A 25,075-nucleotide genomic window follows, 5' to 3' on the forward strand; every position below is an offset into this window, starting at 1 on the left:
GTAACCAATAATTCTAAGAATTTTATTTTGTCAAGCGCTTGTTGCGCCTATGATACTTTGAACACCACCCATGATCGATCCTTGCAAAATATCAGATTTATAATGACTTTTCCCATATCAGCTAAGACACACGCACGCACAGAAAACCGGACGAAGATTTAGATTTGCTGTTGAAACTCATAGATACAATGGTTAGTTTAAAAAATAGAATCTAGGCCATTGACATCATCGCCAATTAAATCATGCGTTCACGAACATTGGAGAAACGAATTTTGGGAAACTTCTCTGCGACATAGCCGATTTCCCAAACGTTTTTAGCCAAAAAGACTTCCGCGCCATCTAGGTCCAAGCCCATGCTGACCTGGTTTCGATCGGCAAAGCTTACAAGATCTGATGGTGTATCGGCAAAAATCCAACGCACGCCGTTAAAGGCACAAGCCTCAAACACCACAGCTAAGCCATACTCAGCTGCTAAACGCTCGACCAAGACGTCAAACTGCAAAGGACCAACAGCACCTACGATTAGGTCAGAGCCATAATAGGGCCGAAACAATTGAGTAACGCCTTCTTCGGCCAGTGATTCCAACGCCTTTTTGAGGTGCTTGGCTTTAAGTGGGTCTTTAACTGATGCACGCCGCAATATGTCGGGTGCAAAATTTGGGATACCAGAAAATTTAATTGTACCGCTTTCTGACAAACTATCCCCAACACGCAAAACGCCGTGGTTGGGAACGCCGATCACATCCCCTGCCCAAGCCTCATCAGTGATTTCACGGTCTTGACCCACAAACATCAGTGGCGCGTGGACGCTGATCTGCTTACCAGAGCCTGTTTTGAGGCGCATCCCACGGTGAAATTTACCTGAAGCCAGACGCACCATCGCAATCCGGTCACGGTGGGCTGGATCCATATTGGCTTGAATTTTAAATACAAAGCCCGAGACTTCATCGCGGTGTGCCAACACACGGCTTACAACCCCCTTCTCCAAAGCTTCTTGATCACGCGGAGGTGGCGCATAATCGCGCAAGCCACCCAGAAGTTCTCGGACACCAAATTGACGGAGTGCTGAACCAAAAAAAACTGGCGTCATATGACCTTCAAGATAAGAAGACAGGCTAAAAGCTGGATAGCCTCCACGCACCAATTCAGCAGAACTCCACAATTCTTCTATTTCTGCTCGGCTAAGCACTTGGTCAATAGAATGGGAGGATAGGGGAATGGTATCATGGTCCACGGGCCTTGTATCACCGATCTGGGGACGACGAAACAATGTAAACATGTCGTTACGTAAATCTATCATCCCGCGAAAGCGAGGACCTGCACCTTGGGGCCAATAAATAGGGGCAGGATCCAAAGCCAATTTTGAAGCAACCTCGTCAAGTAACTCCAATGGATCTTGTGCTTCGCGGTCCATCTTATTGATGAAGGTTAAAATGGGTATGTCACGTAGCCGACAGACTTCAAACAATTTGAGGGTTTGAGGCTCTATCCCTTTGGCCGCATCCAAAACCATCACAGCAGAATCTGCCGCGGTCAGTGTCCGATAAGTGTCTTCGGAAAAATCTTCATGTCCGGGCGTATCCAGTAAATTGATAATACAGCCATCAAATTCAAACGTCATGACCGAAGCAGATACTGAAATCCCACGCTCACGTTCAATTTTCATCCAGTCAGACCGAGTACGCCGCTGCTCTCCTCGCGCGCGCACTGCACCGGCAGAACGGATAGCCCCACCCATCAGGAGCAAATTCTCGGTTAAAGTGGTTTTACCTGCATCCGGATGGGAGATAATTGCAAATGTTCGTCGGCGCTTTACTTCGCGCGCAAGTTCGGCTGACATAGAGTGGGACCTGACTCAATTGGTGGTGCTTTGTTGGTGATCAAACCTCATGCATCACCTCAAAGCCAGTCTAGAAGAGAAGCGCTGAACGTTAAAGGGCTTGATGGCACCTATCATAGGGCTGGTATGGCATAACAAATGGAAGGACGTTATATTGAAAAAAGGCAATCAACCCGATTTTGGACAACAGATCTACTCTAAGAAACGAAGGATAGATGGAAACAAACATGTTTGTAAGTGACTGTCCAGGCTTGAAACTCATTTCCATCCCGACGCATGCTCAACAAACATAAACTCTAGGCAGCAATGGATTGCCAAACGGCGTTATTGATCACTTTTGGCGTTAACTGACCTGAATCTTGTCTTATTTTCAAACCAGCCAAGGTGGCCAAATCGACAGTGGCGAGGCGATATCCTACATCTTGTGGTCGCCTGCAGTGAGCTGGTGGGATGAATAATACTGCATTGATTGAGCTACGACTGGCCAAAAGCCACGCTAGAGCAGCTGCTTTTTCTGGGGCTTCCCCTGCTAAATTTGGCCGCTCCATAATTGCAGTTTGAACTGCAAGAATTGCATTATTTAACTTAGATCGAGCGACAAAACGTGCGGGCATTCCACTTGCGATGGATGAATTTGCACCGCCGCTGAGGGTGATAATTCGATCATTGAACAAAAAAAGCATAGTAAACCCACAAGTCAGCTTCATTCATCTAGGTCAAGAGTGTTAAAATTCAATCCACATGTTCAACAATAAAGTTACGATCTAACCGATCTTCAATTTCAACAATCCAAACATCTTGATCTTGCTTACTGCGCGTGGTCAGATAGTCATCGATCGATTTTTCGTCAGGTCCTACGTTTTTGCCAGTCAAGTCAAGATAGATGCGTTCACCTTCACTATTGCGAGCTGGAACAAGTAAACGCGCTGTACCGTCCAATTTTGTAATTTTAATCAAGACAGCCCCTGCGTTATCATCGCCGCGTCGAACAACATAAGCCATCCCACCATGGGTCTGTACGGTGCGTAAGAGAGCGTGTACCCAAAAATCGGTGCGAACTTCACTGGTCATAACTTAGTATGCGCCTTGGGTTCTGGCATGCAAAGGCCATTTAATGAGAAATGTAAGATGAAGTTCCCCTTGATCCATTTAGGCCTAGCTCTGCTCTTTTCAGGCCTGTTGCTGTTTTCCAGTCTAGCTTATGGGCAAGTCACTGGATTGGAACGTAGCTATGCCCAGCGAGCTGCGATGCGCGCCATTGATCTGAGATGTGGATTATTGCAAGAAGGCCCTCGTCGCGCTTTGAACGGTTTTGCAGCCCAAGCACGAGGGGCTGCTTTAAGAGCTGGCAGCAGCACCCAAAAGTTGGATCAAATCGAAGGACAAGCTCAACAAGCCATGGCGGGCAAAGCCTGTAATGATCCCACAATTCTTGCAGAAGCCAAGCGCGTCATCGCAGCCCATAAGGGTTGGCGCTCACAATTAACGGCTGTATATTCTGGAATGCAGCGCAGCTGGCAGGTTGATCGCAGCGGCAAAGACATTTGGCGCGCTTATCAGGACATTGGCGGGTTGACGCGTGCAGGTTTAGTGACGAGTAGCAGCGGGTTAAGTTTTGCCGTTGAAACCCCTGATGTTCAAGCCGCAGGTGCTAGGCTTTTTTTGCGTGACGCCAACAAGGTGGGTCCCCCATCCCTCAACCGACCCCTGACGCCCCCACCGCGCAGTGGGACAAAAGTGTATGTTGCCGCTCAAAGGCAAGCTGCCGCCAGCCGTAGCCGGTTGGAACAAAATCCGCGCGCGGGGACTTTGTTTTTGTTCTCAGATGCAACAACACGTGCACTTCTTTATGCCGACCCACGTGATACGTTTGAAATTGAGTTAACCAGTCGTTCCGGCCAAGTCACACGTTCTTTAGTGGAGGTCGGCGATTTTGTTGCAGCCTATACGTTTGCAGCAGAGTTCTAACGCAAAGCTTTAGTCGATAATGGCAGACTGACATAGGCGACTGTGCCTTGACCTAAGGTACTTTCCAGCCAAAATTGTCCACGTTGGAGTTCAATCAATCGCTTAACCACGGCCAAGCCTAGACCAGAACCGCGAATTACGCGGCTATTAGCACGTTCTTCATGATCGCCTTGGGACCAAGGCTCGCCCACGCGGGCAAGATCGGCTGCGGTCATGCCTGCACCATCGTCCTTAACCTCGATGACCGCTTGGCCATTTGGTGCGTCCAAGCGGATACGCAATGATACTAGCCCACCTTTTGGGGTGAATTTGATCGCATTCGATATCAAATTAAATGCGATTTGGCGCATAGCACGGTTATCGGCCATGACTTCAATAGCCGGACCGACTTCATGGCGAATTTGTACCCCGGCGACTTGGGCGGTGCCACTTGATAATGCAATGGCTTCAAATAGGAATTGATCAAGCCGAATGGATTCCAATTGAACCTGATAGCGACCTGCTTCGATCTTGGACATATCCAACAGGTCACTGACCAGATCCAATAGATGGCTGCCACTCGTATGGATTAGACTTGGATAGTCTTCGTAGCCTTTAGGTAATGGGCCAAACACACCCTCGCGCATCGTATCAGCAAACCCAAGGATTGCATTGAGTGGGGTACGGATCTCGTGGCTCATCTCAGCCATAAAGCGTGCACGATTTTGGCTTTCACGCTGAATGAAATGTGCTTCGGCTTGGGCTAGGTCGCGACGACGCTCTGCTTCTTGGGTCATGGCCTGGGCAGTGGCGCGGACCCGCTCGATAGTCCCACCCACACGCAGACATGTGGCCAAAGTCATCGCCCCTGTAATCGCGAGAGACACAACAATTGTGCTGAATTCGGCTAAACCATCGGAGGAACGCGCATCGGGTGGCGGTAGCGCTGGTGATAAGAGTGCAATCATCACGCCAACACAAAGACTGGCTGCCAAGCCATTGCCCAAAGAAACTCCAGCAGCAGCAGCACCTAATAGCGGCCAGATCATCGCCGAATAACTAGCCCCAACAGCACTGGCATCTGCACACCAAAGCCCCAATGCCGCCACCGCCCATAGGATGGGGATGATCATTGATTGCTGAGCTTGGTTGATTGTCCATAAGGCGACCACCCCTGTGAGCATGGCAACAAACATCAATCCTGATCCAAACCAGAATCGGGTATAGAGCTCAAAACTCGCTAACACCACCAAGATCGCAGACAAGAGGCATGCTAAAACCGTCGCGCAACGTATTGGTGTCCACGTACGTTTGGTAGGTGGAACCTGGGTTTGATTGGCAAGAGACAGGGCCAGGCTAGAATGGTTCTTCATAGATCATATAAGGTGTAATCAGTTTCACTTCTAAAGTCGCCTCAGTTCGCCTGTTTGGTGAAGTTAATCAGCTGAACGTGCACTTTGGTTGTTATTTGTTCAGACACTCAATCGCAAATATCACATATAGTGGATAAGATATCGGATGAGGAGACGTGAATGAAACAAAAATGGCTAATACTCACACTCGTCAGCATTCTTGCATGCGCTCCCATGACAGCCAATCTCGACGCATGGGCTACAGATCGTAAGGGTTTCCAAAAATCACCCTCAACAAAGCTAGCCCCCAAAAAAAGAAAAACGACTCTACCCTCGTCAGGCAAGTCGTCTAAAGGGCAAAAGGTCAAACCCAATCTTCCAGTTCAAACCGGTTTTTTTATTCCCCCAGGTGCCAACACACTGGGGACGCATGCTGCACTCTATGCAGCCTATGCCAGTGATGTTGGGGCATTATCGATCAATACCATCCAGTCTGGCCCTGCCTTGACACTCGCAACCGAGCGGGTAGCGCGCCATCTCAATTCGGACCGCTTAGCCCTTGGCATCGTTGCCTATGGCGCGGCTTGGGCAGCCACGAATGATCAATTTGTAACCGAAGTGCGCAAACTAGATGCCCAGATTGGACGTGAAGCATTAATCACAAAATTGCGCACCGAAATCGCTTTTGCTCGGACCTTGCGGGGTGGCGAACAAGCAGCCCAAACTGCCGCACGCGCCTTGACCGCCGATGCCAAGAGCATCCAAAATCAAAGCAGTGGATTTAAGCAGGCTGCCTATGACTGGCAAAAGCTTCGTTGGGCCATGGCTAGCACCATGGATGCTAAAGTGCGCAATAATGCTTTACGAAAACTTACCCCCCCTGCCCCTGTTACTGAAACCGCCCTCGCCCTTTCAGCCCTACCAGAGGCCACACTAGGACCACAAACGACACAGGCCCGAACAATTGCCATCAGCGATAGTGTTCGTCTTGCCAGTCAAGCAGCTCGCGATGGCGTTGTCTTATCAGAACCCATACGTGCTTGGTCGCCAATAGACCGCATGGTATCCCTTGCAGCCCTTTCTGCATTAGGCGGTCCGATTGATCGTAAAGAGGATACAGAAGCATTGATGCGCGATCCGCGATTGGTGAGTTGTGTGAATTCCTCGCGCCTGAATATGCAAATGTGCAATGCAGCAACCAAACAACCTTATGAACGTTCTTATTGTTTGGCCGAACATCCGCTTGGCGAAATCGCCATTTGTATGGCCAAAACTGTGCGCTAATAGGCTCATGCGGGATCCAAGATTACAAGAGCTTTATGAAGAATTCTCCTATTTAGATGATTGGGAGGAGCGCTATCGTTATGTGATTGATCTAGGTCGGGCACTCCCCCCCTTGGAGGAAAGCGAACGGGTGGAGAGTGCCAAGATACGTGGGTGTGCCAGTCAAGTTTGGCTGGTATTCGATCATGAGCCAAAGACTGGCCTAATCACTTACCGAGGGCAATCTGATGCCGCCATTGTCCAAGGATTATTGGCCATCCTAGTGCGCCTTTATTCGCAACGACAGGCTCATGACATCCTTGCCCTTGACGCGAATGTGGCTTTTGCAGAGCTTGGTCTACACGATGCGCTCACACCCCAACGCTCCAACGGCCTCAAGGCTATGGCGCTTCGCATCCAGCAAGTGGCAAAGGATTACCTTTAAGCCGCAATGGCTTGCCTGAAATTTGCAGGTACTGGTGCTGCTCGCATCGCAGCTTCCAGCTGATCGAGCATATCATCCAATTTCGGATCATCTCGGCGATCCTCAATTAAATGACACGCATAAGCAACTGTCGACCGATCGCGACCAAATGCCACTGCGACGCGGTGTAAACTCATGCCAAAGGCAACATGGGTTAAATACATGGCTACTTGACGTGCCAATGCGATATGAGCGGCACCACGATCTGGGCCCATTAAATCTTCCTTCACCCCTAATGCAAATCCAGCTGCATTGCAGGCAAATCGAGCTCGTGCGAAATCTAATTGGTATTTTTCATCTGGTTTCATCTGCGTCTCACCTCGGTCTAAGCGCCAAGATTGACATGGTCTTCGATGAAGAGGATGGATGCTAAACTATCCACACGTCCGCCTGTCCAAGCAGACAGGTTACACCCATTCAATGCAGATAGAAAAATCATTCATTGTCAAAGCAAAGTTTTACCTATAATCACGCGACATTTATTCCTCCAGTCTATCTGTTTAACAGACTTAACGATAGAGTTAGGCATCGTTTACACTTTAATTATTGATGAACATGCGTGAGATCCCAGCACGATTAAGGTTGGTTGATGAACACCAATGGGCAGATAGCGCGGAAACGCTCACAGAAAATGTGCTGAACGAAAATCACGCAAACAAAAGTCACCAGCAAATGACCAATCCCCATGGGATAGACATAATGGCCATCCTTCGCCGCAGATGCATGGGGTATGCTACATGCTGGGTTTAATCACCTTCAACCAGTTCCGCCAATGCCGCACGAACCAGATTTCGAGAAGACGTATCAGCATTTAAAATAACCCAAACTTGATCGACAATGTCTTGAAAGGCGGCTTCATTTTCTACCTTCCCGCCAAAAACCTCCATCAATAAACCAGCAATCAAGTGACGGCCAAGTTCATCTGTTCCAACCCGACCTTCAAGGGCGATCGCTTTAGTCCGCTTCAACCGAACAGCCGACCTAGAGACTGGAAGATGGGGTTGATTGATCTGGCCAGTTTGAGCGGGTTTTCCCTTTAGGCCCCCCGCTTGCTCAAGTTTAGACCGCAAGAGCCTAAATATTTGGTCGGTGTTTGAGATACGGGTCATGACGCAGTGTGATACTTGTCTGAATATGCTTTGGATAAAGATAAAGTTAGACAGTTCAATTTGGTAATCCGTATATTCCCAATTGCTGCAGCAACAAGGACGTCTGAGACACCTCTTCATCAGATGTATCGTCTGGGGAACTCAGGTTTTGAGAAGAATGTTCCAATGAGTCTAACTGGCGCATTAAAAGTGCCATATCATTATTCAGCGGCCCATTCTCATCATTAGCAGCCATACCGATCGTCAAGTGTCGACGCGCGCCGTTAAAATCATCGCGAATAAGACAGCGTAGCCCATCGACAAATGCCCTTAAATAATGACCATCTGGTAACAAATCGAGACGTCCCCAAGTTTCTAAGGCTTGGGCTGGCTCACCTGAGGTGAGTTGAAATAAACCAAATTGAAAACGGGCAATCGCAAAATCTGGGGCAAGCTCTAAGGCCTTATTAAACCAATAATGTGCCTGGATCGGGTTTCCTGTACTCACCAATAAAGAAGCCTTCATAAAAGGCAGCCTTGGATCGGTTGAAAATTCCCGGACAAGACTATCGAGTTTGTCAAGCGCACGCTCGTCATTGGCTTGCAATAAACCGATCAATTCCTCCATTGTTTGATCATCACAGGTCTCCCGCATATCAGCGCTTCCTTCCCTCAAGCTTTTTACGGATCAATTCTAACCCATGTCTGTGGATTTGCGAAACGCGCGCTTTGGAAACGGCCATGAGGTCAGCAATTTGTGTAAAAGAGACCTCATCTAGATAATGTCGCTGTAATACAGTTTTAGCCGGATCTTCAAGTTCGAGCATGTATTCCATGACACTAATTTGCAAGTCACGCCACCCAGATCCGATAAAGGGATGGGTAAAATGATCTTCCTCAACCACAGAATTCACCTCTTTAGTAACAGAATCTGCAATCAATCCAATGGATAAACAAATTACTATATCTGATAGTTTTTGTAGGTTAGTCTTTGATTCTGGTGAATTTTGGTTAGAAGTTATACTCGCTAGCCTTTCATTGCGTCGATTGAATTGGTGAGTTGCTGCATGCTCATTGAACTTTGCTGCACCATCAGAAATAGATCCTTTCATACGCATTCGAGCATAGGCGCTAAATGGGATTCCGCGCTCTGGGTCAAAACGATCAATGGCTTCCAAAAGACCACCAAAAGCTAACTGAAGAAGATCGTCACCATCTGCACCGTGATTGGGGCGTCGGCGCTTTTCGTTTCTAGCGATCGATCGAGCTAAATGGGTATAAAGTTCAAATAATTCTTCGCGAGCCTTGAAATCTTTACTATTAAGCCAACGTCGCCAAAGGGCCGCCTCTTTTAAATCTGGGCGAATGAGAAGCGCCAATCCCTGCTTCTTTATGCCCCCGTTTGACCTCAATTGAAGCCCCCAATGACCCCTTGAATGACCAAGGACCAACCATCGATCAGCACAAACATCAAAACCTTTATGGGCAAAGAAATTGTCGCCGGGGGAACCATCATCATCCCAAGTGCCAATAGCACGGCTGAGACAACCAGATCGATCAGCAAAAATGGAAGCAAGATTACAAAACCAATCGTAAATGCTGTCCGTAACTCATTGATGATAAAGGCTGGGGTGAGTTTCAAAATGTCAACATCTGCAGGCGAAGCTGGTAATGTTGTTTTGCTGATATGATACATTAACTCTAAGTCTTTATCCTTAACATGCATGATCATAAATTTTCGCAATGGCTCACTACCGGCTTCCAGTGCGGCTGCCACAGACAAGCGCCCATCCAATAATGGTTGCAGACCTAGCTGATTTACGCTTGCAAAAGTTGGGGCCATCACAAAAACCGTTAGAATGATCGATAGACTGACCAAAACAGTATTGGGTGGTGTTTCTGGCATAGCGAATGCATGGCGAACCATTGAAAGAACAATCGCAATTCGAATAAACGCCGTCATACAAACAAATACGGATGGTAGCACAGCCATCAAGGATACGATCAGCCCAGTGCGAAGGAGCTGCGAGTCCCCCATTTTTATATCAAGTGATTGCGCCCATGCCGCATTAGGCATGATGAAGATCAAGGCAAAAACGATCATACAAGTCGGTTGCCACTTCATTGTTCAACTGTTTCTAAACGGCTTTTTTCGCGCTGCGACTTCTCTCCACTGGTTTGGTCACCATAAGCTGTCTGATTTAAGATGATGGTCCCGCCTATACCAACCGCTAACAAATACTCAGTGTTCATATCTCTGAGCTTCACAATTTCAAGCGATGGGGAAATCTTTTTATATGCAACTATTGTAACAGACTCTTCGCCATTAACCTTCCAAATGGGGGGTAAGTTCAAACTGGTAACACCAAGACCTCGGATCCGACTTTTGACGGCAACGAAATAGATTGCACCTAAACTTGCCAATATTCCGATTACCACGCTTGCACTGACGCGTACCCAATTGATGCCCGCTTCATGCCCAGTAAACAAGCTTGTTGTGGTGGAGGAATGCGGGATGGCTGTAGCCGCCATCACTAAGGCAATGGACTTTATCCAATTGTTCACCACAAGAGAAAGCAACCAGATCATGCTGACAGGATCTCCGTCACACGCACCCCAAAACAATCTCCAACAGCCACTAACTCACCCTTAGCAACCGTTTGCCCTTTGACGCGGAGCTCAACAATTTCATTGAGAGGAGTATCAAGTGATATGATTGTTCCAGGCTTGGCATTGATAATTTCGGACACTGTCATTTCGGCGTGACCGACAAAAGCCTCGACGCGGACATTGAGTGTTTCAAGAACAGCAGTACGGACATCGGTAACTTGTTCGCTCCTTTTTAAGTCAATTGTCATAATCTAAACCTAACCTATTAACTGGAAATTGTGAGAGATGCCCCATCACCTGTCACCACAAAGGTACAGCCAATTTGGGTGCTCACCTTTGCGTTGATTAGCAAAGGTAAAAGTGCGTCTACTTTTTGTTGCATCACGACTACTTGACCGCACTCAAGATTGTGCAGTTCGGCTAAACCAACATCAACAGCGCCTAAAAATGCACCTACCTTGACGGTAGCATCATGGATTAGGGAATCAATCGAACATAGATCCGAACTTGTCCGCTCGGTGTTAGGAATCAGAGATTTTCTAATATGTATCGCTTGAGACGAACTTAATGAAATCAATCCTAACTCCTTGTTATTGTATAACATGGAATATTGCCTGAAATTGGCTATGCCTGCTTGATCTGCGAAAGTTTCATCAGGCGATTTAGTTAATTGACGCAGGCGGTCGTTAAAGTTTGTAACAGCCTTTAAACCAATGTCACGAAGGAATTTGGCGTCTGCTTGGGCAATGTCGCGCAATGCCTCACTGTCAAGTCCGATCATGAGCCCGCCGATTTGTACCAATCCTTCTGGATCGGTAATGAAGGCCTGTCCAAAATGCCCATCCAATTCAGGATTGGTGTCCTTCCTGCCAACTTCTAATAGAATGATAGACGATAGATTTAACCAGTCCAAGGCCCATTCAGAAACGACAGATTTAAGTACTTTGAGGATCTTACCATCTCTGAGTGCCGTTTGTGGTAACCAGGCACGAACTTCCTTCATTATCCCTGCCCACGTATCCCGAAGAGCTGCTGGATCATTTCATTGGATGCGCTCACAATTTGTGAAGAAGCTTGATAGCCGCGTTGAATCAAAATCAAATCACCAAATTCTTTCGACAAATCAACGTTAGATGCCTCAATCCGGTTGGCGACAACCTTCCCCACACCCTTGGTGAAGCTGCTGGCAATGGTTGCATCCGACAAATCCTCCAAACGAAAAATCCCGCGACCCACTTCACCAAGTGCTTGCGGCTCAGCAGGTTTAGCAACGGCAACATCTCCAATTTGAATTTTGTCTTGATTTGAATAAACAAGTTCAACTTTGCCTTCAGCATTCACTGTAACATCGGTCAAATCACCACGATCGCGTCCATTGCGACCATTGGCAGCGACGGCCAAGTCTGAACGATTGCCATTGGCAAAAGGACTGACACCTTGGCTAAAATCAAATTCTATTGCCAAACCCGACTCCGCATCAGCAAATGTCATGCGTTTTGAAGCTTCAACAACTGCTCCATTCACAAACTTTAGGCGCTGGGTTGGTAGCGCAACATTGGAAGCATTTCTAACTTCAACAATCCAATCTACTTTTGGTGGCGCAGTGCCAATCGAGGTCTCATCGCGCGTAAAGATAACGCGCCAATTTATTGATGCGCCTGTCTTATCAAAAACAGACAGGGGAATTGTGTGGGTTCCAGCTCCTGCTGAACTCGACAAATTGCCAGTAAATTTCACAGAAGTTGTCTCTACAGGTGGGCTGTAGATGTTTTGAGTGATGGATATGACTTGTGGGATACCACTGGGACCCAATGAAGCCAGTTTATAATCGGTGCCAGCTAAAACAATATCGCCGTTTGCATCGACTTCAAAGCTTCCAGTTCGTGTTAGAAAATGCTCACCATTGCGCAGTAAAATGAAAAACCCTTGCCCATCAATTGCCAAGTCAAGGCCACGACTCGTCTGACGCAATTCTCCTTGGGAAAAATTTGTTCTGCTTTTACCAAGTTGGACGCCTTGGCCCTGCACGGAATTAGGATCGTATCCAGTTCGTACTAAGTCCCCGAATTGAACATTACTACTCTTGAAACCCGTTGAGTTAAGATTTGTTATATTGTTGCTAATCTGTCTTAGACCAGATGAAAAGGCATTCATGCCACTGAGGCCCACAAAAATTGAATTAAACATTTCAAGGCTCCTGAGTAATGCGAGAAACAGTTGTAACGGCAATATTACCAATTGTAGCTGTTGGATTAGAAGTTTGGACAGTTAAGCGTGGCTCGTTGTTTACAAAGGTAACAGACAAGACTTTGGCGGTCAGAACACCCGTACCGGATGGAATATCGACAAATTTACCTAAAAGACTTGTTGCTTGGCTTGTTGATTCAGATCGCAATATACCTTGTAACCGATCACTCATGATTTCGGTTTGTTGAATTTGGGTAAACTGGGCAAGTTGAGAAACAAATTCGTAGTTTTCAACTGGTTTAAGTGGATCCTGATAGGTTAATTGGGTGAGGATAATTTTCAGAAGGTCTTCAAATCCCAAACCAAAAGCACGCGAAGCAGTTTGCGCGGTTGAAGTTGCTGCATTTTGGTTTGCGCCAATTTTATCGATAGAATCAATTGCTTGAAGCATGAGTTCTGACCTTTCCATCTGTGTCAGTCATCGGGTGATCAAGGGGGCCTTGAACAGCTAGGTCAGACAAGCGAAACCCATATTGGGAAACAATCTCCAATAGTGTGAGCTTAAGCTTCTCTTTTTGAATTCGATTTAACTGAGAGGCCCAAGCAAAAATTCTTAGTCCCTCCTCCCCATATTGTAGCAATACATCCATTCCAGACCCAGGCTTGGGTTCATGTTTTACAATGTTTGGCCTTATAGCCGATGAGCCATTTACTCCTTCGGGGTCGGTTGGGGTGGTCAAAAAATGAGGATCCATACCAAGATCCCCGCCAGTACTTTCCTTTTGTCGTCTAGGCCTTCTGTAAGATTTTTCACTTAAACTAAAGCCATCTTGGTCTTGGGCGTGGGGTCCATCCAAAATTGAAGCGCCAAAATCAGAATGTAAACTTAATCTTTGCAAATCAGAAAACCTGTCAATCATCAATTGTTTCAGTGGCCCCTTTGCGTGTATTTCTGAGTTCGCTGACATGTCCTCGACCTGCCAATTGTTGGCAAAAGGAGAAGTATCGAAGTGAGTAAAGGCTTCATCAGTTTTGCCTGAGACCTCATTGTTGTGAAGCTTATTAAGCTTCTTTAAAGACACCTCATTAGGTCTGCTATCTTTTGGTGCTCTGGGATTAGACCCCTGATCCATATCTTGGATGAAATCCAAGAAATTCCGAACAACATCAGAACTACTGACGGGTGATTTTATAGCAGCTTGTCTGGCATTTGGGCGCTGTGATAGCAATCCTGCATGTTCATAAAGTGTCTGAAAATTCAACATCTTCTGGTTCCGGGCTGATGTAAGAAAAATCTGGACTGATCACGCCAAATTTCCATTCTGTCATCCTCTAATTGTCGCGCAAGCTTCCCGCGCAGACAATCATTGAATTTCTGCAAAACCAATGTTTGAGATTTGGCACGATACAGATCCTGACATGCCTTTAACCAATTATTCTCCTCACGCGCGCAAGCTGCCCTTGAACTTTCGACATAGTCCTCATTATGGCGAACGGAATCTCCATAAGCCTCCCACAAACTTGGATTCGATGATGCTGATAAGGCATCGACCCAATCCGTCAAACTATTCGTCAAGTCTTGAACCGCGTCACTATGGTTTTCTAAAGTTGAATTTAGGATCGTTTCAACAAATTGTGCGTGAACTTGTGCTGATTGCTCTCTTAGAGATTGAATTTTCCTAATGCGATTACAAGTTTGACTAATCCGGGCTAGGCGTCTCATGTAGCACCCTCCTTAAGAATTGCTGCCAATTGTTCATAAGCATTCTTCATATGGATAGTTTCACCGGAAGTTTGCTGTAGAAAAGCCATCAAACGCGGATAAAGTTGAATAGTCTTGTCCAGTTCATGGTTTATACCAGCTTTGTAAACCCCACTTTCAATCATAATTTTAGCTTCTTCATGACGCGCCAAATGGCCAATGGTGGTGCGTATCCATTGATCTTGTTCAGGTGTCACCAATAGTTCAGCGTGTCGACTTACGCTTCTAACAACATCTATAGCGGGAAAATGACCTTGTTCGGCGAGTTGCCGAGATAAAATGATATGACCATCCAGCAATGACTTCATAACTTCCACAATTGGATCATCAACATCATCTGTTTCACTGAGCACCGTGAAGATCGCAGAAATAGAGCCACCTGCTCTACTGGCACCACATCGTTCAACCGCTCTTGGTAACTCAGTAAACACATTGGCCGTATAAGAGCGAAGGGTTGGGGGTTCTCCAGAGGCAAGTCCAATTTCCCTCAAGGCCATGGCATAGCGTGTCATCGAGTCCACAACCAACAAAACATCCTGGCCTTTGTCGCGCCAGAATTCACACAAACACAAAGCTTGTTGAACAGCCTTGACTCTCATGGCGGCGCTTTGGTCTGAAGTGGCCGCTACACATGTGTATTGCTCAAGCTCACTGCCATTTTTTAATCCACTCCAAATGGCTTCCACTTCCCTACCTCTTTCCCCAACGAGGCAGATAACTGTACGATCAACTTTAATGTTGCTGAGGAATTGGCGCAGTAAAGTGGTCTTTCCTACCCCACTTGCTGCAAACACACCTAACCTTTGACCTTTGCCAATGGGCAAAAGGGCGTCGATGGCTTTTATACCAGTTGCCAAACGGACAACCGGGTCGATACGCTCCATTGGAGCTAAAACTGAGCCATACAATGGCATTCTTGTATGCACAGAAATTTCAAGAGATTGATCTATCGCCCTGCCTAATGCATCAATTGCGCGGCCGGAAAAATCATCCCCGACAGGAGCTTCTGTCCGAAACGGCAAAAGCACAACTTTTGCATCAGGTTCTATCATCCAAATGGTTTGTAGGGGTACAAGTGTAACCTGATCATCTTGAACACTAGCAATTTGAGCCAATACACGCTGGTTCTGGTCAGCCCCTAAGCCCCTTGCTTCCACTTCACATATATCACCAGTTGTTGCCATCGGACCTTTGGCTACAACATACCCACTACCAATTTTTACAACTTTTCCTACTCGCAGAGCTGGAGTTAAGTCATTAAAAATCTTATCAATGCCTAATGCTCTCATGTTATGGATAACCTTGTATGAGAGAGTGTAATCTGGCTTCAACAGCTTTCCAGTACTGACCAATACCGATTTCTATATGCCCCATCCTCAAATTGATCTGAAGCTCATGGGGCATTTGTGATGGCCCAAGTTCAAGGTGAATGTTCTTGAAACCCTGCCTTTCCAATTCATCACGAACAATCTCAAGATCAACCCCTAGTTCGGACTTGACCATGACCGAGATCACTGCATCTTGCTTCAACGCCCTAATCTGACGACTTATAGCTTGAGATATTCGTTCATGGAGCAACTCAGAGTCTGCAAAGATGGGTTCAACCGCAGCTTTCGCAATCAACAAGGTGAAGTGTTCGAATTCTGATAATGTTTTGGTCCAAGATTCTTGGCATGATTGGATCAATTCTATGAATAAATGATATCTTTTTTCATCATCCCGAATATGGGCAAGTTTGGCTTCCTCAAATGCAGTTTGCTTGGCTAAAGACACTGCTGCTTCAAACCCATCTTGAAGCTCAATAAGTTCTTTGCGGACTTGCGACAATTGTTGTTCAAGCGCTTGCTGGGCTAGCTGAGCTTGGATTAAGACAGGATCGCTTTCGAGAGTAACTGATGCTACTGAGTGATGCATCATGGTTTGAGATTTAGGGATTGTTAGAGGCTTTACGATGGCTTCTGATTGCTCTGAAACAGTTAGAATGCTCTTGGTCATGCTCAATGACCTTTCCACCAAGCCAGTGCCTGATTTATCCATTTTTCGATTGGATTTTGGGGGCTATGGTCTGATTTAACCTGTACTTGCTTCACATATTCTTGAAGCACTTGCCTCGAATGTTGTGTTAATTTAGGGGAAATCACATTTCCAACTTCGTCCAACAAAGTTGCCACATATTTTGAAAGTCGAACAGAAACCTGCAATGCTGTAATACATCAGGTTCTGGTTTTGAAACGCGCATATTAAAAAAGCTACGTGAACCAAGATGTCTTCGCATCAATTCTTTTACCATCAGTCGCTCTTGACCCTTGAGCAGTGCTTCAATCGCTTTTTGATCTCTTTTTTTCAACCTTGAATGCTCTTCAAGGGCGTTGTGAATACCTACATCATTGTCCATGCGTGAGCACCGACTTGCGATAAGCAGTTAAAATCTTGCGAAGCTCGTCCGCGCGTAACTGACGTTCTTCACGACTTAATCCTTGATCGCCGCCTAACTTACGCCAAGTGATCAAACCTACCAAGGCTGCAATCAATAGGATGAGCAAGCCTCCTGCCCACCAGTAAACGGATGGGCCAAATAAGTTCAATTCTTTTAGCAATCCAACTTGATCGTCTTGCTTCACAGGTGGTGAAGGGGCGCGACTGGCGGGTGGCACACCACCCGATTCGACTGCGTCATAGGTAAGAATGGGATCTAAAACTGTAAATGAAACAAGATTTCTATCTTCAGGAACCAACAATTTTTCGCTGACCAGGGTTTCTATAATGCTATCCCTCTGTTGGGCATTTAATGGATCTTGGGTGCTAATTTCTAATGTGGCGATCGTATCCTTAAAGGGTTCAGCATTCCTATCGGCGCGTGCTGGTGGCGATTTACTGGTTACAAATACCGAAAATCTCATACCTGGAATTGACTGCGCCACGATTGCCCGAGTTGCAATAGCTAAGGGGCTAGGATCAAGCTCTTGAAGGGAAGGCACCTCTTCTGGTTTTGTTTGACTAAGTGTGATCCCAGAATGATCAAGGATAATCACATTACTGGTTTGTAAATCTGGAATAGAAGCAGCAACAAGCCTTTGAATGCCAATCACCATTTCCGGTGTGGGCGGGTGATCCTTACTCAAGATCAACGAAACTGCAGCTTTGGTGAGTGATCGATCATTTCGAAATAGCGTACGCTCTGGCATAGCAATGTGAACGCGCGCATCCTCAACACCTTCTATCATCATGATAGTTCTGGATAACTCACCTTGCAAAGCCCGCAGATATTTTATTTTCTGGGCAAAATCCGTCAGCCCCATTTCTGATTGATTGAACAATTCAAAACCATCTAAACCGCCCGCCTGAATACCGGCTCCAGCAATAGCTACTCGTATTTTGTCAACTTGGTCGCTTCTAACTTGAATTTCACTACCACCAGCCGCCAGTCGATAATCAAAGCCTTGGCGATCAAGTTCAGACACAATCAACGCAGACTCAGCTGTGCGCAATCCAGTCTGTAAGGGAGCATAGTTAACCTTCAGGAAAAAGAAATAAATGGCTACCAAGCCAATAACTAGCGTTGCAAAAAGCAACCCGACTTGCCAAAGCTGAATTGATCTAGCCGGTTGACGGCTTGTTTCAGTTATCACAATTATACCTGCCTACAATTGCATGTTCATCAAATCACGATATCCGTCGACTAATCTTGTGCGAACTTGCATTGCCAGTTCAACAGCAATGCGTGCTTCCTCCATGGCAATGATAACTTGATGGATCGGGACACGCTCATCGACGGCAAATTCCTGAATGAGATCATTGGCACGATCTAGTTTGTTCTCGACATCTTGAAACCCCAGTCTCATGAGATCAACAAAAGAAGTCGGCGTATATGCTGCGGCCTTCGCGATAGCCCCTGGAGCTAAAGCAGGTATCATCATATTTAGGTGCTGATTAGAACCACCGATTGAAGCTATCGATTCAAGCATGCTCATCGAGCCATCTCCAAGGCACGATTATACATTTGGTGCGCAATCCCAAGGACAGCTAGATTGGCTTCATAAACACGCGAAGTGCGGATCATTAATGTCATTTCGCCGGCATGGTCTATATTGGGATAGGCAACATATCCGCGATCGTTAGCATCTGGATGATTGGGTTCATAAGCCAAACGAACCCCATTCTCCATTGGCTCCACCGAGACAACCTTAACACCTTGCGCTTCTCCATTGAGATGGGCCCCGAACGGAACATTCGGACCACTGTAAAGTCTTAACGGCTGGAAACTTCCCCCACCTGTTACACGTGTGCTATTCATATTGGCCAGATTCAAGGCTATGATTTGTAAACGCTGGCCCTCAACATCCAATGCACTTGCACTTATCTTCATCACATCCATTAGGATCTCCCACTCGCCGATACTAAAATCCGCTGAAGAGCAAAATGCCGACCAAGGACCTCGATTAATCCACTAAAACGAAGGGCTGCTTGGGTAGCTGAGGCTAATTCCATATCCAGTCGAACGCCCTGTCCTCGTGCGTTTAAGTCTTCATAGACTTGTGGCTTGAGTTGGGAAATCTCGCTAATCCCATCATTTTTAGCCTCTTTAAGCGCTTGTTCAAAAGTCACGCGTACTGGCTTATAGTCTGGTGTGGAAGCGTTCGCGATGTTTTGCGCGATATATTCTTGACGCAGGAGCAATCCATCAAGTGCCTTGACTAACAAGACATGTGTTAATGGATCTAAACCTTGATAGGTCATTGTACGACAATCTCGGCATTAAGCGCACCTGCAGCGCGCAGAGCTTGTAAAATGGATATAAGTCGTCGCGCATCAACTTTTGCTGCTGTTAAACCCGCAACTAAATCAGCCACACTTGTGTTCGGGAAAGATGCGACCACATCGTTACTTCCTTGAGAAACTTCCAATTGAGAATTGCTAACAACCAAACTTTGAATAGTATTGGATGGCCTAACAAGCAAACTGGGCTGTGAGGCTTGATTTTCAGTCCGCACCGTCACGCGTATGTCGCCTTGTGCAATGACCGTACTTGAGATTTTGACTTCTGTTCCCGCTACAACCGTCCCAGTCCTTTCATTCACCACAACACGAGGTAACCAATCGGGTTCAACAGTTAAGTTTTGAATTCGTGAGATAAGGTTCGCGACCTCTTGATTGCTGCGTGAAAACAAGATGGCAACCTCATCCGCAGATCGCGCTGTCGCGATTTTGTTGCCAAGCTGACTATTAATGCGTTCAGCAATTCTTTGTGCCGTTACAAAATTTGGATCACTTAACAAGAAACCTATTGATCCATCTTCACGTACCATGCTGGCTTGGGTAGATTTTTCAATGGTTGCCCCATTTTCAATACGAGCGGTTGTTGGAAAATTTCTTTGTTGTAAATTGGCGTCGGCTTCAAAACTGTAGCCGCCAACCAATAAAGGTCCCTGCGCTAAGGCATATTGAACACTATCGGGTCCGCGCAAGGTCGTCATTAACAGCAGCCCGCCAGCTAGACTGCGCGCATCCCCCGCTGAAGAGACCGTTACAGGGATCTTGTCACCAACATTAGCAGAGGCAGGTAATGTCCCAACCACCAATACAACGGCAACATTACGTGCGTTGATTTCACGCTCGCTGACAGATGTGCCAAGCCTACCAAATACATTCCTTAAGGCCTGACGTGTAACCGCACTACGTGGACTATCCCCAGTCCCAGCAAGTCCAACAACAATGCCATAACCAATAAGTGGATTTTCACGCCATCCATCAAATCTCCCAATTGATTTGAGCGTAACTTCTCTAGCGCCTAGGGAATGAGGCAACAGCATCAGACCCAAACACATTGCGACTGCCCAAATCTGGCTTACGGTTGAAGTCTTCATACCCCACCCCTAAACCAAGACCTAGCCCGCGCCATCCAAGATCGCTTTGAATTTCTTCTCATTTCAATTGCAGCATCAAAATCTATTGATGCATCAGCAACTTGGGTAGACATCACCCGATTATCGCTTTGGATATCAGCAGGGCGAACGCGGCCAGAGACTCTAATTGCTGTTTGTTGCCCATTAACGCGGACTTGTTGTGACCCCGCCACGATCAGGTCACCATTTTCCAGAACGGAAACGACAGTTACAGCGAGTTGTGTAACAATGCTCTGACTCCGACGCACTTCCCCCTTTTTGGCACGATCTTGATTAAATGAGAGATCTATCCCTTCATCAACCGATCCCGATTTAACCGATCCTTCCAAGCCGTATCTTGAATCTGATGTGTTTGCAGCCGAATTACGAGCTTCAGCATTCTGCAAAACGACTATAACCAGACCATCCCCAACCTGTGCAGCAATTCGGTCTGATGCCATTGAAGCAAAACCTTGGCCACGAAACAGATCCTTGCCATATGCGTCTTGGACTGGACCCATCCAAACTAAACACGCGATAACAATGAACCCTACCGACCTGATTACAATCATGGAACGGCCCTCTTATCGGTTAAATCTTCAAAATTGGCCGAGAAAACCTTGCCGTCAATCGATCGCACTAAGATAGGCGATCCATGCCTTGAAGCTGTGAGGACTGTAACTGGTCGTTCAATCGCAATCGGACCGAAACGAACAATCATATTTAACCTATCACCTTCAACAGCGATAGGTTTAGGGCGACTAGAAATTCTTCCTAATAAGGTGCCTTTTGCAATGGCTTGGCGTGCCATCAAAACATGGCGATTCCGCTCCCATAATACAGCCGATACCTTGTCCCGCGGACAAGGAGATACGACTAAATCTTCTTTCCAAATTGCTTCAAAAACTTCTATGCGTCGCTTTGCAGCAACACAGCCATTATGGTCTACGACGACACCTGCCATCATTGCTAACATGACTAAGTGTAACATCACGTGCGCCGTAAATTGTTGGAGATCGACATCAATTGATCGCCAGCTTGAATGACTTGTGCATTGGCAGCATAGGCGCGCTGGACAATTAACATACGCACCATTTCATCGTTCAAATCTACGGTCGATAGCTCAATGGATCCTTGAATAAGTCGACCTACCCCGTCTTCCCCCGGTGAGCGCATTTCTGGTGCATTAATCCCAGTAAATCGATATAAACCACCATCAAGACGCTCAATATCGTTTGCCGACTGCAAGATTGCCAATTCAATACGACCTAGTTCGGTGCGATCACTTCCCCCACCAAGCACGGCCGTTACCACGCCAGTCTCGTCTATGGCCAAGTCCTTAGCATCACTTGGCACCTGAATCATGGCGCGCAGCGCCGTGCCATGGGGGCCCGCTAAATAACCCTCGTGGTTGATTTGTAGCGTGCCACCACGCCAAAACATAAACTGACCATCACGACCTAATAATTCTATAAAACCAGTTCCATCGATGGCAATGTCCATTTTATTGCCTGTATTTTGTATTTCACCTTGACCATTGATCAAGAGATTGGGCAAGGCATTCACACCCCCCAAACCCATCGTTTGGCCATCCAACGCCGCAACCATATCTGCATAATTGATAGAAGATTTTTTATAACCAGGCGTGTTAATATTGGAAATATTGTTGGAAATGATTTGCAAGGCGCGCTGCTGTGCTGCTAAACCTGTTGCAGCAACCTCATAACTTCCAATCATTTCCCAGCCCTCCCCAGCACAGTGATCGCTTGACCTACTAGGTTGTCGTACATTTGGACTAATTTTGAACCGGTTTCTGCCCGCCGCAAAACTGTCATCAATTCAATCATTTCTTGAGCCGATTCGACGTTTGAACCTTCAAGCATACCTTGCCTAACAACACCGTCTTCAAACGGTTGATAATCTGATGGTTGAACTTGGAAAGCAGAGCCTCCACCATAAGCTGTAAACGTGCTATGGTCGGCCAAAACAAGCCCAAGCCGCCCAATCGACACCCCATTGTCTAAAACCGTGCCATCGCTCAATATCTCAGGCTGACTGGAATTTAAGTGGAGGGGCGATCCTGCATCATTCAAAAGCCGATAGCCCATCCCATTCACCATCACCCCCGATGCATCAAGCGAAAATTGCCCCCCACGAGAAAGATAAGTATTCTTCCCATCCGATAAAATGAAAAATCCACGCCCATCTATCGCTAAATCTAGAGGATTCTCTGTTTTTCGAAGCGCAGCCTGTGACTGATCAATCTGACTAGACTGGGGTATCGCATCTGACTGAAGTAGAATGGCCTCTTCAAAAGCAACTTCCCGCCGATAGCCTGGCGTGGATATGTTCGCCATATTGCGGGATATACCTTCCAAGCGTCTTTCCGTACCAGATAGAACCAACGCCCCAAGTTTAAGCAATGCTTCCATCAATCCAATCCCCAGTAACCTTTGGTAATATAGGCACACAACTTATCAATCAGCAATCGTTGCATTCAGTTATTCTTCATTAAATCATCATGTAAATTGCTTAAACTTAGGTCATGGACGGAGGTTATTTCCCGAAAGATGGAGCCGATCCTAAATGCGCCTCAAACTCACTGACGCATAGATACAGTTTATTTCAGTCAGGCTTAACCGAACTAAACTATCATTTTAGGCTCAAAAGTGGCGCTGCCAATTGACCCACCGATAAATGAACATTATGCAATTATAACGATTTCGTGAACAGTGAAATTGGTATTTCAGGTGCCAAGTTTCGGGGGAAATAAATGAGGTTAAAGTCACATAAGAAAACCGTTGCGCTTTTGTCGACATTTTTGTCAAGCGCTTCTTTGCTCGTCGGCGGTGCGGCTGTTTTGGCAGTATTTGTAAGTGCGCCGGTTGCTGCTCAGGATCTGACCACTGGTTCAATCCTCGGTCGAGTAACTGATGGCGCAGGCAGGCCGATTAAAGGTGCAACCATCGAGTTGACATCAACAAGCCGCGGTGCGTCAGACACCACAACTACAGACGCTGAAGGCAATTATCGCTTTGGTTCCAAACCTCTTGGCAGCTACAAGATACGTGCTGTTAAGCAAGATTTTGATGAAGTTTCAGCATCCGAGGTTATTGTGTCGGTTGGACGCAGCGAAGCGGTCGATTTTGTTATGAAGGCAACGGGAAAAGCGGCCGAAACTGTGGTGGTTTATGGCGTCCGACGCAGATCCCTCGATTTTTCAGCAACAACTACTGGCATCAACATCAATGTAAAAGACTCTTTCGACAAACTGCCAATCGGCCGCAACATAGCTGCCTTACAATTGTTGGCACCTGGCGCGGTACCAGGTGACACCGCATTTGGCGATAGCGCATTTTCAAGCCTAATCTCGCTTGGAGGCGCTTCAGTTGCAGAGAATGTCTATTATATCAACGGTATGAACGTCACCAATTTTCGAACCTTCGAAGGTGGCTCTACCATACCTTTTGAGTTTTATGACCAAGTCTATGTTAAGACGGGTTCCTACCAGGCCGAATTTGGTCGCGCCACAGGTGGCGCAGTTGTGGCAGTTACAAAGTCTGGTGGAAATCAATTCCTTGGTGGTCTAAACTATTATGTTGAACCGCAAAATTTGCGGAGTAAAGCCAAGAACACTTACACCCAGCTAAATCAGAAGGACAAAAGAGTCCGTGAAGAAGGCAATGTGTGGTTGTCCGGGCCCATTTGGAAAGACCACGCGTTTTTCTATGGCTTCTATAATGCGCGAAACTTAAAGAATACAGATACTTCTGCTGCCTTATCCAGCCCGACTGACCCTACGCGCGGCGCAGAAAAAGTATCCCAAGCCGTCTCTGATGATCCATTTTACGGTGCCAAGATCGACATAAACCTGATTGAAGGCCATCGGTTGGAGTTCACCTATATCAATGATAGCTCAGTTGAAACAGATGAAACTAACACAGTAAGGGAACTTGGTGGGGTTACACGCGTCGCTAAGTATAATGGTAAAATCAATGATTGGTTTTCAGTTTCGATGCTTTGGGGCGACAATAAATTTGCGCGTAGCACAGCAGGTCCATTAGACAAAGAAGCCGCAGTCCTAGCCCGATTAACCGCTGATGGAAAGGTCGATCCGACCAACCAAACGGGTGGTGTTATTCAACGCGGGAATCCAAATCTAACTGTTGAAAAGGGGGATGACTCGCGTGAGCTGTTTAGAGTGGATGCAGACTTCCTATTCGACTTTGCAGGAAGCCATCATGTGCGCGTCGGATATGATGAAGAATCTTTAGAAGCTATCGCTAAGACAAACTATTCTGGCGGTGTTTATTACCGCTATTATCGCTCCGGGAAAACCGGGTCGCTATCCGGTAAGGTTCCCCCAGATACAAATTTTGTCCGGGTTCGCAAGTTTGATAGCGGTGGGACGTTTACTTCAGCTAACAAAGCAGTTTACATCCAAGACGAATGGAAAATTGACGATAAGTTAACATTAAATCTCGGCCTACGAAGTGAAGATTTTGTCAACAACAATGCTGAAGGATTTTCATTTACAAAGCCCGAGACTTCATCGCGGTGTGCCAACACACGGCTTACAACCCCCTTCTCCAAAGCTTCTTGATCACGCGGAGGTGGCGCATAATCGCGCAAGCCACCCAGAAGTTCTCGGACACCAAAT

At 46.6% G+C, this 25,075-nt stretch carries 31 protein-coding genes; 4 read left to right on the forward strand and 27 right to left on the reverse strand.

Features of this window, described 5'->3' with window-relative positions; genetic code table 11:
- Positions 1-235: 235 nt before the first annotated feature.
- The 3 genes from PsB1_RS11105 to PsB1_RS11115 form a co-directional block, all read right to left on the reverse strand.
- Positions 236-1,840, reverse strand: a complete 1,605-nt coding sequence (locus tag PsB1_RS11105) for a peptide chain release factor 3 (protein WP_284361550.1) — start codon at positions 1,838-1,840, stop codon at positions 236-238.
- Between the two features lie 296 nt (positions 1,841-2,136).
- Positions 2,137-2,523 (reverse strand): hypothetical protein, encoded by a 387-nt coding sequence (locus PsB1_RS11110; protein WP_284361552.1) that lies wholly within the window; start codon positions 2,521-2,523, stop codon positions 2,137-2,139.
- Positions 2,524-2,572: 49 nt separating this feature from the next.
- On the reverse strand, positions 2,573-2,911 hold the full coding sequence (locus tag PsB1_RS11115; RefSeq protein WP_284361554.1) for a DUF1491 family protein: 339 nt from the start codon (positions 2,909-2,911) through the stop codon (positions 2,573-2,575).
- A 57-nt stretch (positions 2,912-2,968) separates the two neighbouring features.
- Here PsB1_RS11115 and PsB1_RS11120 point away from each other — a divergent pair, with 57 nt between their 5' ends.
- Positions 2,969-3,808 (forward strand): hypothetical protein, encoded by an 840-nt coding sequence (locus tag PsB1_RS11120; protein ID WP_284361556.1) that lies wholly within the window; start codon positions 2,969-2,971, stop codon positions 3,806-3,808.
- Here the strand turns inward: PsB1_RS11120 and PsB1_RS11125 are convergent.
- Positions 3,805-5,160, reverse strand: a complete 1,356-nt coding sequence (locus PsB1_RS11125) for a sensor histidine kinase (protein WP_284361559.1) — start codon at positions 5,158-5,160, stop codon at positions 3,805-3,807. The genes PsB1_RS11120 and PsB1_RS11125 overlap by 4 nt on opposite strands.
- Before the next feature lie 213 nt (positions 5,161-5,373).
- On the opposite strand from PsB1_RS11125, the gene PsB1_RS11130 reads away from it, so the two are divergent.
- The gene (locus PsB1_RS11130) at positions 5,374-6,423 is read left to right on the forward strand and encodes a hypothetical protein (protein WP_284361561.1); all 1,050 of its coding nucleotides are present in this window, start codon (positions 5,374-5,376) and stop codon (positions 6,421-6,423) included.
- Between the two features lie 7 nt (positions 6,424-6,430).
- Positions 6,431-6,847, forward strand: coding sequence for a SufE family protein (locus tag PsB1_RS11135; protein ID WP_284361563.1), 417 nt, complete (start codon positions 6,431-6,433; stop codon positions 6,845-6,847).
- On the opposite strand, the gene PsB1_RS11140 is transcribed toward PsB1_RS11135, so the two are convergent.
- The 23 genes from PsB1_RS11140 to PsB1_RS11250 all read right to left on the reverse strand — a co-directional run bounded on the left by PsB1_RS11140 (position 6,844) and on the right by PsB1_RS11250 (position 22,847).
- Positions 6,844-7,194, reverse strand: coding sequence for a helix-turn-helix domain-containing protein (locus PsB1_RS11140; protein ID WP_284361565.1), 351 nt, complete (start codon positions 7,192-7,194; stop codon positions 6,844-6,846). The genes PsB1_RS11135 and PsB1_RS11140 overlap by 4 nt on opposite strands.
- Before the next feature lie 438 nt (positions 7,195-7,632).
- Positions 7,633-7,995 (reverse strand): hypothetical protein, encoded by a 363-nt coding sequence (locus tag PsB1_RS11145; protein ID WP_284361567.1) that lies wholly within the window; start codon positions 7,993-7,995, stop codon positions 7,633-7,635.
- Between the two features lie 55 nt (positions 7,996-8,050).
- Complete coding sequence (locus tag PsB1_RS11150; RefSeq protein ID WP_284361569.1) at positions 8,051-8,629, reverse strand: tetratricopeptide repeat protein; 579 nt, start codon at positions 8,627-8,629, stop codon at positions 8,051-8,053.
- Between the two features lies 1 nt (position 8,630).
- Positions 8,631-9,353, reverse strand: coding sequence for a sigma-70 family RNA polymerase sigma factor (locus tag PsB1_RS11155; RefSeq protein ID WP_284361572.1), 723 nt, complete (start codon positions 9,351-9,353; stop codon positions 8,631-8,633).
- Positions 9,354-9,382: 29 nt separating this feature from the next.
- The gene (fliP, locus tag PsB1_RS11160; protein WP_284361574.1) at positions 9,383-10,099 is read right to left on the reverse strand and encodes a flagellar type III secretion system pore protein FliP; all 717 of its coding nucleotides are present in this window, start codon (positions 10,097-10,099) and stop codon (positions 9,383-9,385) included.
- Positions 10,096-10,563 (reverse strand): hypothetical protein, encoded by a 468-nt coding sequence (locus tag PsB1_RS11165; protein ID WP_284361582.1) that lies wholly within the window; start codon positions 10,561-10,563, stop codon positions 10,096-10,098. The genes fliP and PsB1_RS11165 overlap by 4 nt, the downstream gene beginning before the upstream one ends.
- Entirely contained in the window at positions 10,560-10,832 is a 273-nt protein-coding gene (locus tag PsB1_RS11170) for a FliM/FliN family flagellar motor switch protein (protein ID WP_284361584.1), read from the reverse strand. The genes PsB1_RS11165 and PsB1_RS11170 overlap by 4 nt, the downstream gene beginning before the upstream one ends.
- Before the next feature lie 17 nt (positions 10,833-10,849).
- On the reverse strand, positions 10,850-11,587 hold the full coding sequence (locus tag PsB1_RS11175) for a hypothetical protein (protein WP_284361587.1): 738 nt from the start codon (positions 11,585-11,587) through the stop codon (positions 10,850-10,852).
- Positions 11,587-12,771, reverse strand: a complete 1,185-nt coding sequence (locus tag PsB1_RS11180; protein ID WP_284361589.1) for a flagellar hook-basal body complex protein — start codon at positions 12,769-12,771, stop codon at positions 11,587-11,589. Before PsB1_RS11180 ends, PsB1_RS11175 begins: the two co-directional genes overlap by 1 nt.
- Position 12,772: 1 nt before the next feature.
- Positions 12,773-13,222, reverse strand: coding sequence for a flagellar hook assembly protein FlgD (locus PsB1_RS11185; RefSeq protein ID WP_284361592.1), 450 nt, complete (start codon positions 13,220-13,222; stop codon positions 12,773-12,775).
- On the reverse strand, positions 13,206-14,036 hold the full coding sequence (locus PsB1_RS11190) for a hypothetical protein (protein WP_284361596.1): 831 nt from the start codon (positions 14,034-14,036) through the stop codon (positions 13,206-13,208). The genes PsB1_RS11185 and PsB1_RS11190 overlap by 17 nt, the downstream gene beginning before the upstream one ends.
- A 454-nt stretch (positions 14,037-14,490) precedes the next feature.
- Positions 14,491-15,822, reverse strand: coding sequence for a FliI/YscN family ATPase (locus PsB1_RS11195; protein WP_284361599.1), 1,332 nt, complete (start codon positions 15,820-15,822; stop codon positions 14,491-14,493).
- A gap of 1 nt (position 15,823) precedes the next feature.
- Positions 15,824-16,528 carry a hypothetical protein gene (locus tag PsB1_RS11200; protein WP_284361602.1) on the reverse strand — a complete coding sequence of 235 codons (705 nt, stop codon included), beginning with the start codon at positions 16,526-16,528 and terminating at the stop codon, positions 15,824-15,826.
- Between the two features lie 142 nt (positions 16,529-16,670).
- Positions 16,671-16,928, reverse strand: coding sequence for a hypothetical protein (locus tag PsB1_RS11205; protein WP_284361605.1), 258 nt, complete (start codon positions 16,926-16,928; stop codon positions 16,671-16,673).
- On the reverse strand, positions 16,918-18,162 hold the full coding sequence (gene fliF / locus PsB1_RS11210; RefSeq protein WP_284361608.1) for a flagellar basal-body MS-ring/collar protein FliF: 1,245 nt from the start codon (positions 18,160-18,162) through the stop codon (positions 16,918-16,920). The genes PsB1_RS11205 and fliF overlap by 11 nt, the downstream gene beginning before the upstream one ends.
- A 12-nt stretch (positions 18,163-18,174) precedes the next feature.
- The gene (fliE, locus tag PsB1_RS11215) at positions 18,175-18,504 is read right to left on the reverse strand and encodes a flagellar hook-basal body complex protein FliE (protein ID WP_284361611.1); all 330 of its coding nucleotides are present in this window, start codon (positions 18,502-18,504) and stop codon (positions 18,175-18,177) included.
- Positions 18,501-18,908 (reverse strand): flagellar basal body rod protein FlgC, encoded by a 408-nt coding sequence (gene flgC, locus PsB1_RS11220; RefSeq protein WP_284361613.1) that lies wholly within the window; start codon positions 18,906-18,908, stop codon positions 18,501-18,503. The genes fliE and flgC overlap by 4 nt, the downstream gene beginning before the upstream one ends.
- Positions 18,908-19,270 carry a flagellar basal body rod protein FlgB gene (locus PsB1_RS11225; RefSeq protein WP_284361616.1) on the reverse strand — a complete coding sequence of 121 codons (363 nt, stop codon included), beginning with the start codon at positions 19,268-19,270 and terminating at the stop codon, positions 18,908-18,910. The genes flgC and PsB1_RS11225 overlap by 1 nt, the downstream gene beginning before the upstream one ends.
- Entirely contained in the window at positions 19,267-20,397 is a 1,131-nt protein-coding gene (gene flgI / locus PsB1_RS11230; protein WP_284361618.1) for a flagellar basal body P-ring protein FlgI, read from the reverse strand. The genes PsB1_RS11225 and flgI overlap by 4 nt, the downstream gene beginning before the upstream one ends.
- Positions 20,394-20,987 (reverse strand): flagellar basal body L-ring protein FlgH, encoded by a 594-nt coding sequence (locus tag PsB1_RS11235; protein ID WP_284361621.1) that lies wholly within the window; start codon positions 20,985-20,987, stop codon positions 20,394-20,396. The genes flgI and PsB1_RS11235 overlap by 4 nt, the downstream gene beginning before the upstream one ends.
- Positions 20,984-21,406: a hypothetical protein gene (locus PsB1_RS11240; RefSeq protein ID WP_284361622.1), complete on the reverse strand. Its 423-nt coding sequence runs from the start codon at positions 21,404-21,406 to the stop codon at positions 20,984-20,986. The genes PsB1_RS11235 and PsB1_RS11240 overlap by 4 nt, the downstream gene beginning before the upstream one ends.
- Positions 21,406-22,152, reverse strand: a complete 747-nt coding sequence (locus PsB1_RS11245; RefSeq protein WP_284361623.1) for a flagellar hook-basal body protein — start codon at positions 22,150-22,152, stop codon at positions 21,406-21,408. The genes PsB1_RS11240 and PsB1_RS11245 overlap by 1 nt, the downstream gene beginning before the upstream one ends.
- Positions 22,149-22,847, reverse strand: coding sequence for a flagellar hook-basal body protein (locus PsB1_RS11250; RefSeq protein ID WP_284361624.1), 699 nt, complete (start codon positions 22,845-22,847; stop codon positions 22,149-22,151). The genes PsB1_RS11245 and PsB1_RS11250 overlap by 4 nt, the downstream gene beginning before the upstream one ends.
- A gap of 341 nt (positions 22,848-23,188) precedes the next feature.
- Here PsB1_RS11250 and PsB1_RS11255 point away from each other — a divergent pair, with 341 nt between their 5' ends.
- On the forward strand, positions 23,189-25,018 hold the full coding sequence (locus PsB1_RS11255; protein ID WP_284361626.1) for a TonB-dependent receptor: 1,830 nt from the start codon (positions 23,189-23,191) through the stop codon (positions 25,016-25,018).
- Positions 25,019-25,075 lie beyond the last annotated feature (57 nt).

Origin of the sequence: Candidatus Phycosocius spiralis, from assembly GCF_030158815.1 — a bacterium.
Lineage (GTDB): Bacteria > Pseudomonadota > Alphaproteobacteria > Caulobacterales > Aquidulcibacteraceae > Aquidulcibacter > Aquidulcibacter spiralis.

What these genes read in the sequence shown, in the direction of transcription:
- PsB1_RS11105 (WP_284361550.1), bottom strand. Translation starts at nt 1,840, where the DNA reads ATGTCAGCCGAACTTGCGCGCGAAGTAAAGCGCCGACGAACATTTGCA.
- PsB1_RS11110 (WP_284361552.1), bottom strand. Translation starts at nt 2,523, where the DNA reads ATGCTTTTTTTGTTCAATGATCGAATTATCACCCTCAGCGGCGGTGCA.
- PsB1_RS11115 (WP_284361554.1), bottom strand. Translation starts at nt 2,911, where the DNA reads ATGACCAGTGAAGTTCGCACCGATTTTTGGGTACACGCTCTCTTACGC.
- PsB1_RS11120 (WP_284361556.1), top strand. Translation starts at nt 2,969, where the DNA reads ATGAAGTTCCCCTTGATCCATTTAGGCCTAGCTCTGCTCTTTTCAGGC.
- PsB1_RS11125 (WP_284361559.1), bottom strand. Translation starts at nt 5,160, where the DNA reads ATGAAGAACCATTCTAGCCTGGCCCTGTCTCTTGCCAATCAAACCCAG.
- PsB1_RS11130 (WP_284361561.1), top strand. Translation starts at nt 5,374, where the DNA reads ATGACAGCCAATCTCGACGCATGGGCTACAGATCGTAAGGGTTTCCAA.
- PsB1_RS11135 (WP_284361563.1), top strand. Translation starts at nt 6,431, where the DNA reads ATGCGGGATCCAAGATTACAAGAGCTTTATGAAGAATTCTCCTATTTA.
- PsB1_RS11140 (WP_284361565.1), bottom strand. Translation starts at nt 7,194, where the DNA reads ATGAAACCAGATGAAAAATACCAATTAGATTTCGCACGAGCTCGATTT.
- PsB1_RS11145 (WP_284361567.1), bottom strand. Translation starts at nt 7,995, where the DNA reads ATGACCCGTATCTCAAACACCGACCAAATATTTAGGCTCTTGCGGTCT.
- PsB1_RS11150 (WP_284361569.1), bottom strand. Translation starts at nt 8,629, where the DNA reads ATGCGGGAGACCTGTGATGATCAAACAATGGAGGAATTGATCGGTTTA.
- fliP (WP_284361574.1), bottom strand. Translation starts at nt 10,099, where the DNA reads ATGAAGTGGCAACCGACTTGTATGATCGTTTTTGCCTTGATCTTCATC.
- PsB1_RS11165 (WP_284361582.1), bottom strand. Translation starts at nt 10,563, where the DNA reads ATGATCTGGTTGCTTTCTCTTGTGGTGAACAATTGGATAAAGTCCATT.
- PsB1_RS11170 (WP_284361584.1), bottom strand. Translation starts at nt 10,832, where the DNA reads ATGACAATTGACTTAAAAAGGAGCGAACAAGTTACCGATGTCCGTACT.
- PsB1_RS11175 (WP_284361587.1), bottom strand. Translation starts at nt 11,587, where the DNA reads ATGAAGGAAGTTCGTGCCTGGTTACCACAAACGGCACTCAGAGATGGT.
- PsB1_RS11180 (WP_284361589.1), bottom strand. Translation starts at nt 12,771, where the DNA reads ATGTTTAATTCAATTTTTGTGGGCCTCAGTGGCATGAATGCCTTTTCA.
- PsB1_RS11185 (WP_284361592.1), bottom strand. Translation starts at nt 13,222, where the DNA reads ATGCTTCAAGCAATTGATTCTATCGATAAAATTGGCGCAAACCAAAAT.
- PsB1_RS11190 (WP_284361596.1), bottom strand. Translation starts at nt 14,036, where the DNA reads ATGTTGAATTTTCAGACACTTTATGAACATGCAGGATTGCTATCACAG.
- PsB1_RS11195 (WP_284361599.1), bottom strand. Translation starts at nt 15,822, where the DNA reads ATGAGAGCATTAGGCATTGATAAGATTTTTAATGACTTAACTCCAGCT.
- PsB1_RS11200 (WP_284361602.1), bottom strand. Translation starts at nt 16,528, where the DNA reads ATGACCAAGAGCATTCTAACTGTTTCAGAGCAATCAGAAGCCATCGTA.
- PsB1_RS11205 (WP_284361605.1), bottom strand. Translation starts at nt 16,928, where the DNA reads ATGGACAATGATGTAGGTATTCACAACGCCCTTGAAGAGCATTCAAGG.
- fliE (WP_284361611.1), bottom strand. Translation starts at nt 18,504, where the DNA reads ATGAGCATGCTTGAATCGATAGCTTCAATCGGTGGTTCTAATCAGCAC.
- flgC (WP_284361613.1), bottom strand. Translation starts at nt 18,908, where the DNA reads ATGGATGTGATGAAGATAAGTGCAAGTGCATTGGATGTTGAGGGCCAG.
- PsB1_RS11225 (WP_284361616.1), bottom strand. Translation starts at nt 19,270, where the DNA reads ATGACCTATCAAGGTTTAGATCCATTAACACATGTCTTGTTAGTCAAG.
- flgI (WP_284361618.1), bottom strand. Translation starts at nt 20,397, where the DNA reads ATGAAGACTTCAACCGTAAGCCAGATTTGGGCAGTCGCAATGTGTTTG.
- PsB1_RS11235 (WP_284361621.1), bottom strand. Translation starts at nt 20,987, where the DNA reads ATGATTGTAATCAGGTCGGTAGGGTTCATTGTTATCGCGTGTTTAGTT.
- PsB1_RS11240 (WP_284361622.1), bottom strand. Translation starts at nt 21,406, where the DNA reads ATGTTACACTTAGTCATGTTAGCAATGATGGCAGGTGTCGTCGTAGAC.
- PsB1_RS11245 (WP_284361623.1), bottom strand. Translation starts at nt 22,152, where the DNA reads ATGATTGGAAGTTATGAGGTTGCTGCAACAGGTTTAGCAGCACAGCAG.
- PsB1_RS11250 (WP_284361624.1), bottom strand. Translation starts at nt 22,847, where the DNA reads ATGGAAGCATTGCTTAAACTTGGGGCGTTGGTTCTATCTGGTACGGAA.
- PsB1_RS11255 (WP_284361626.1), top strand. Translation starts at nt 23,189, where the DNA reads ATGAGGTTAAAGTCACATAAGAAAACCGTTGCGCTTTTGTCGACATTT.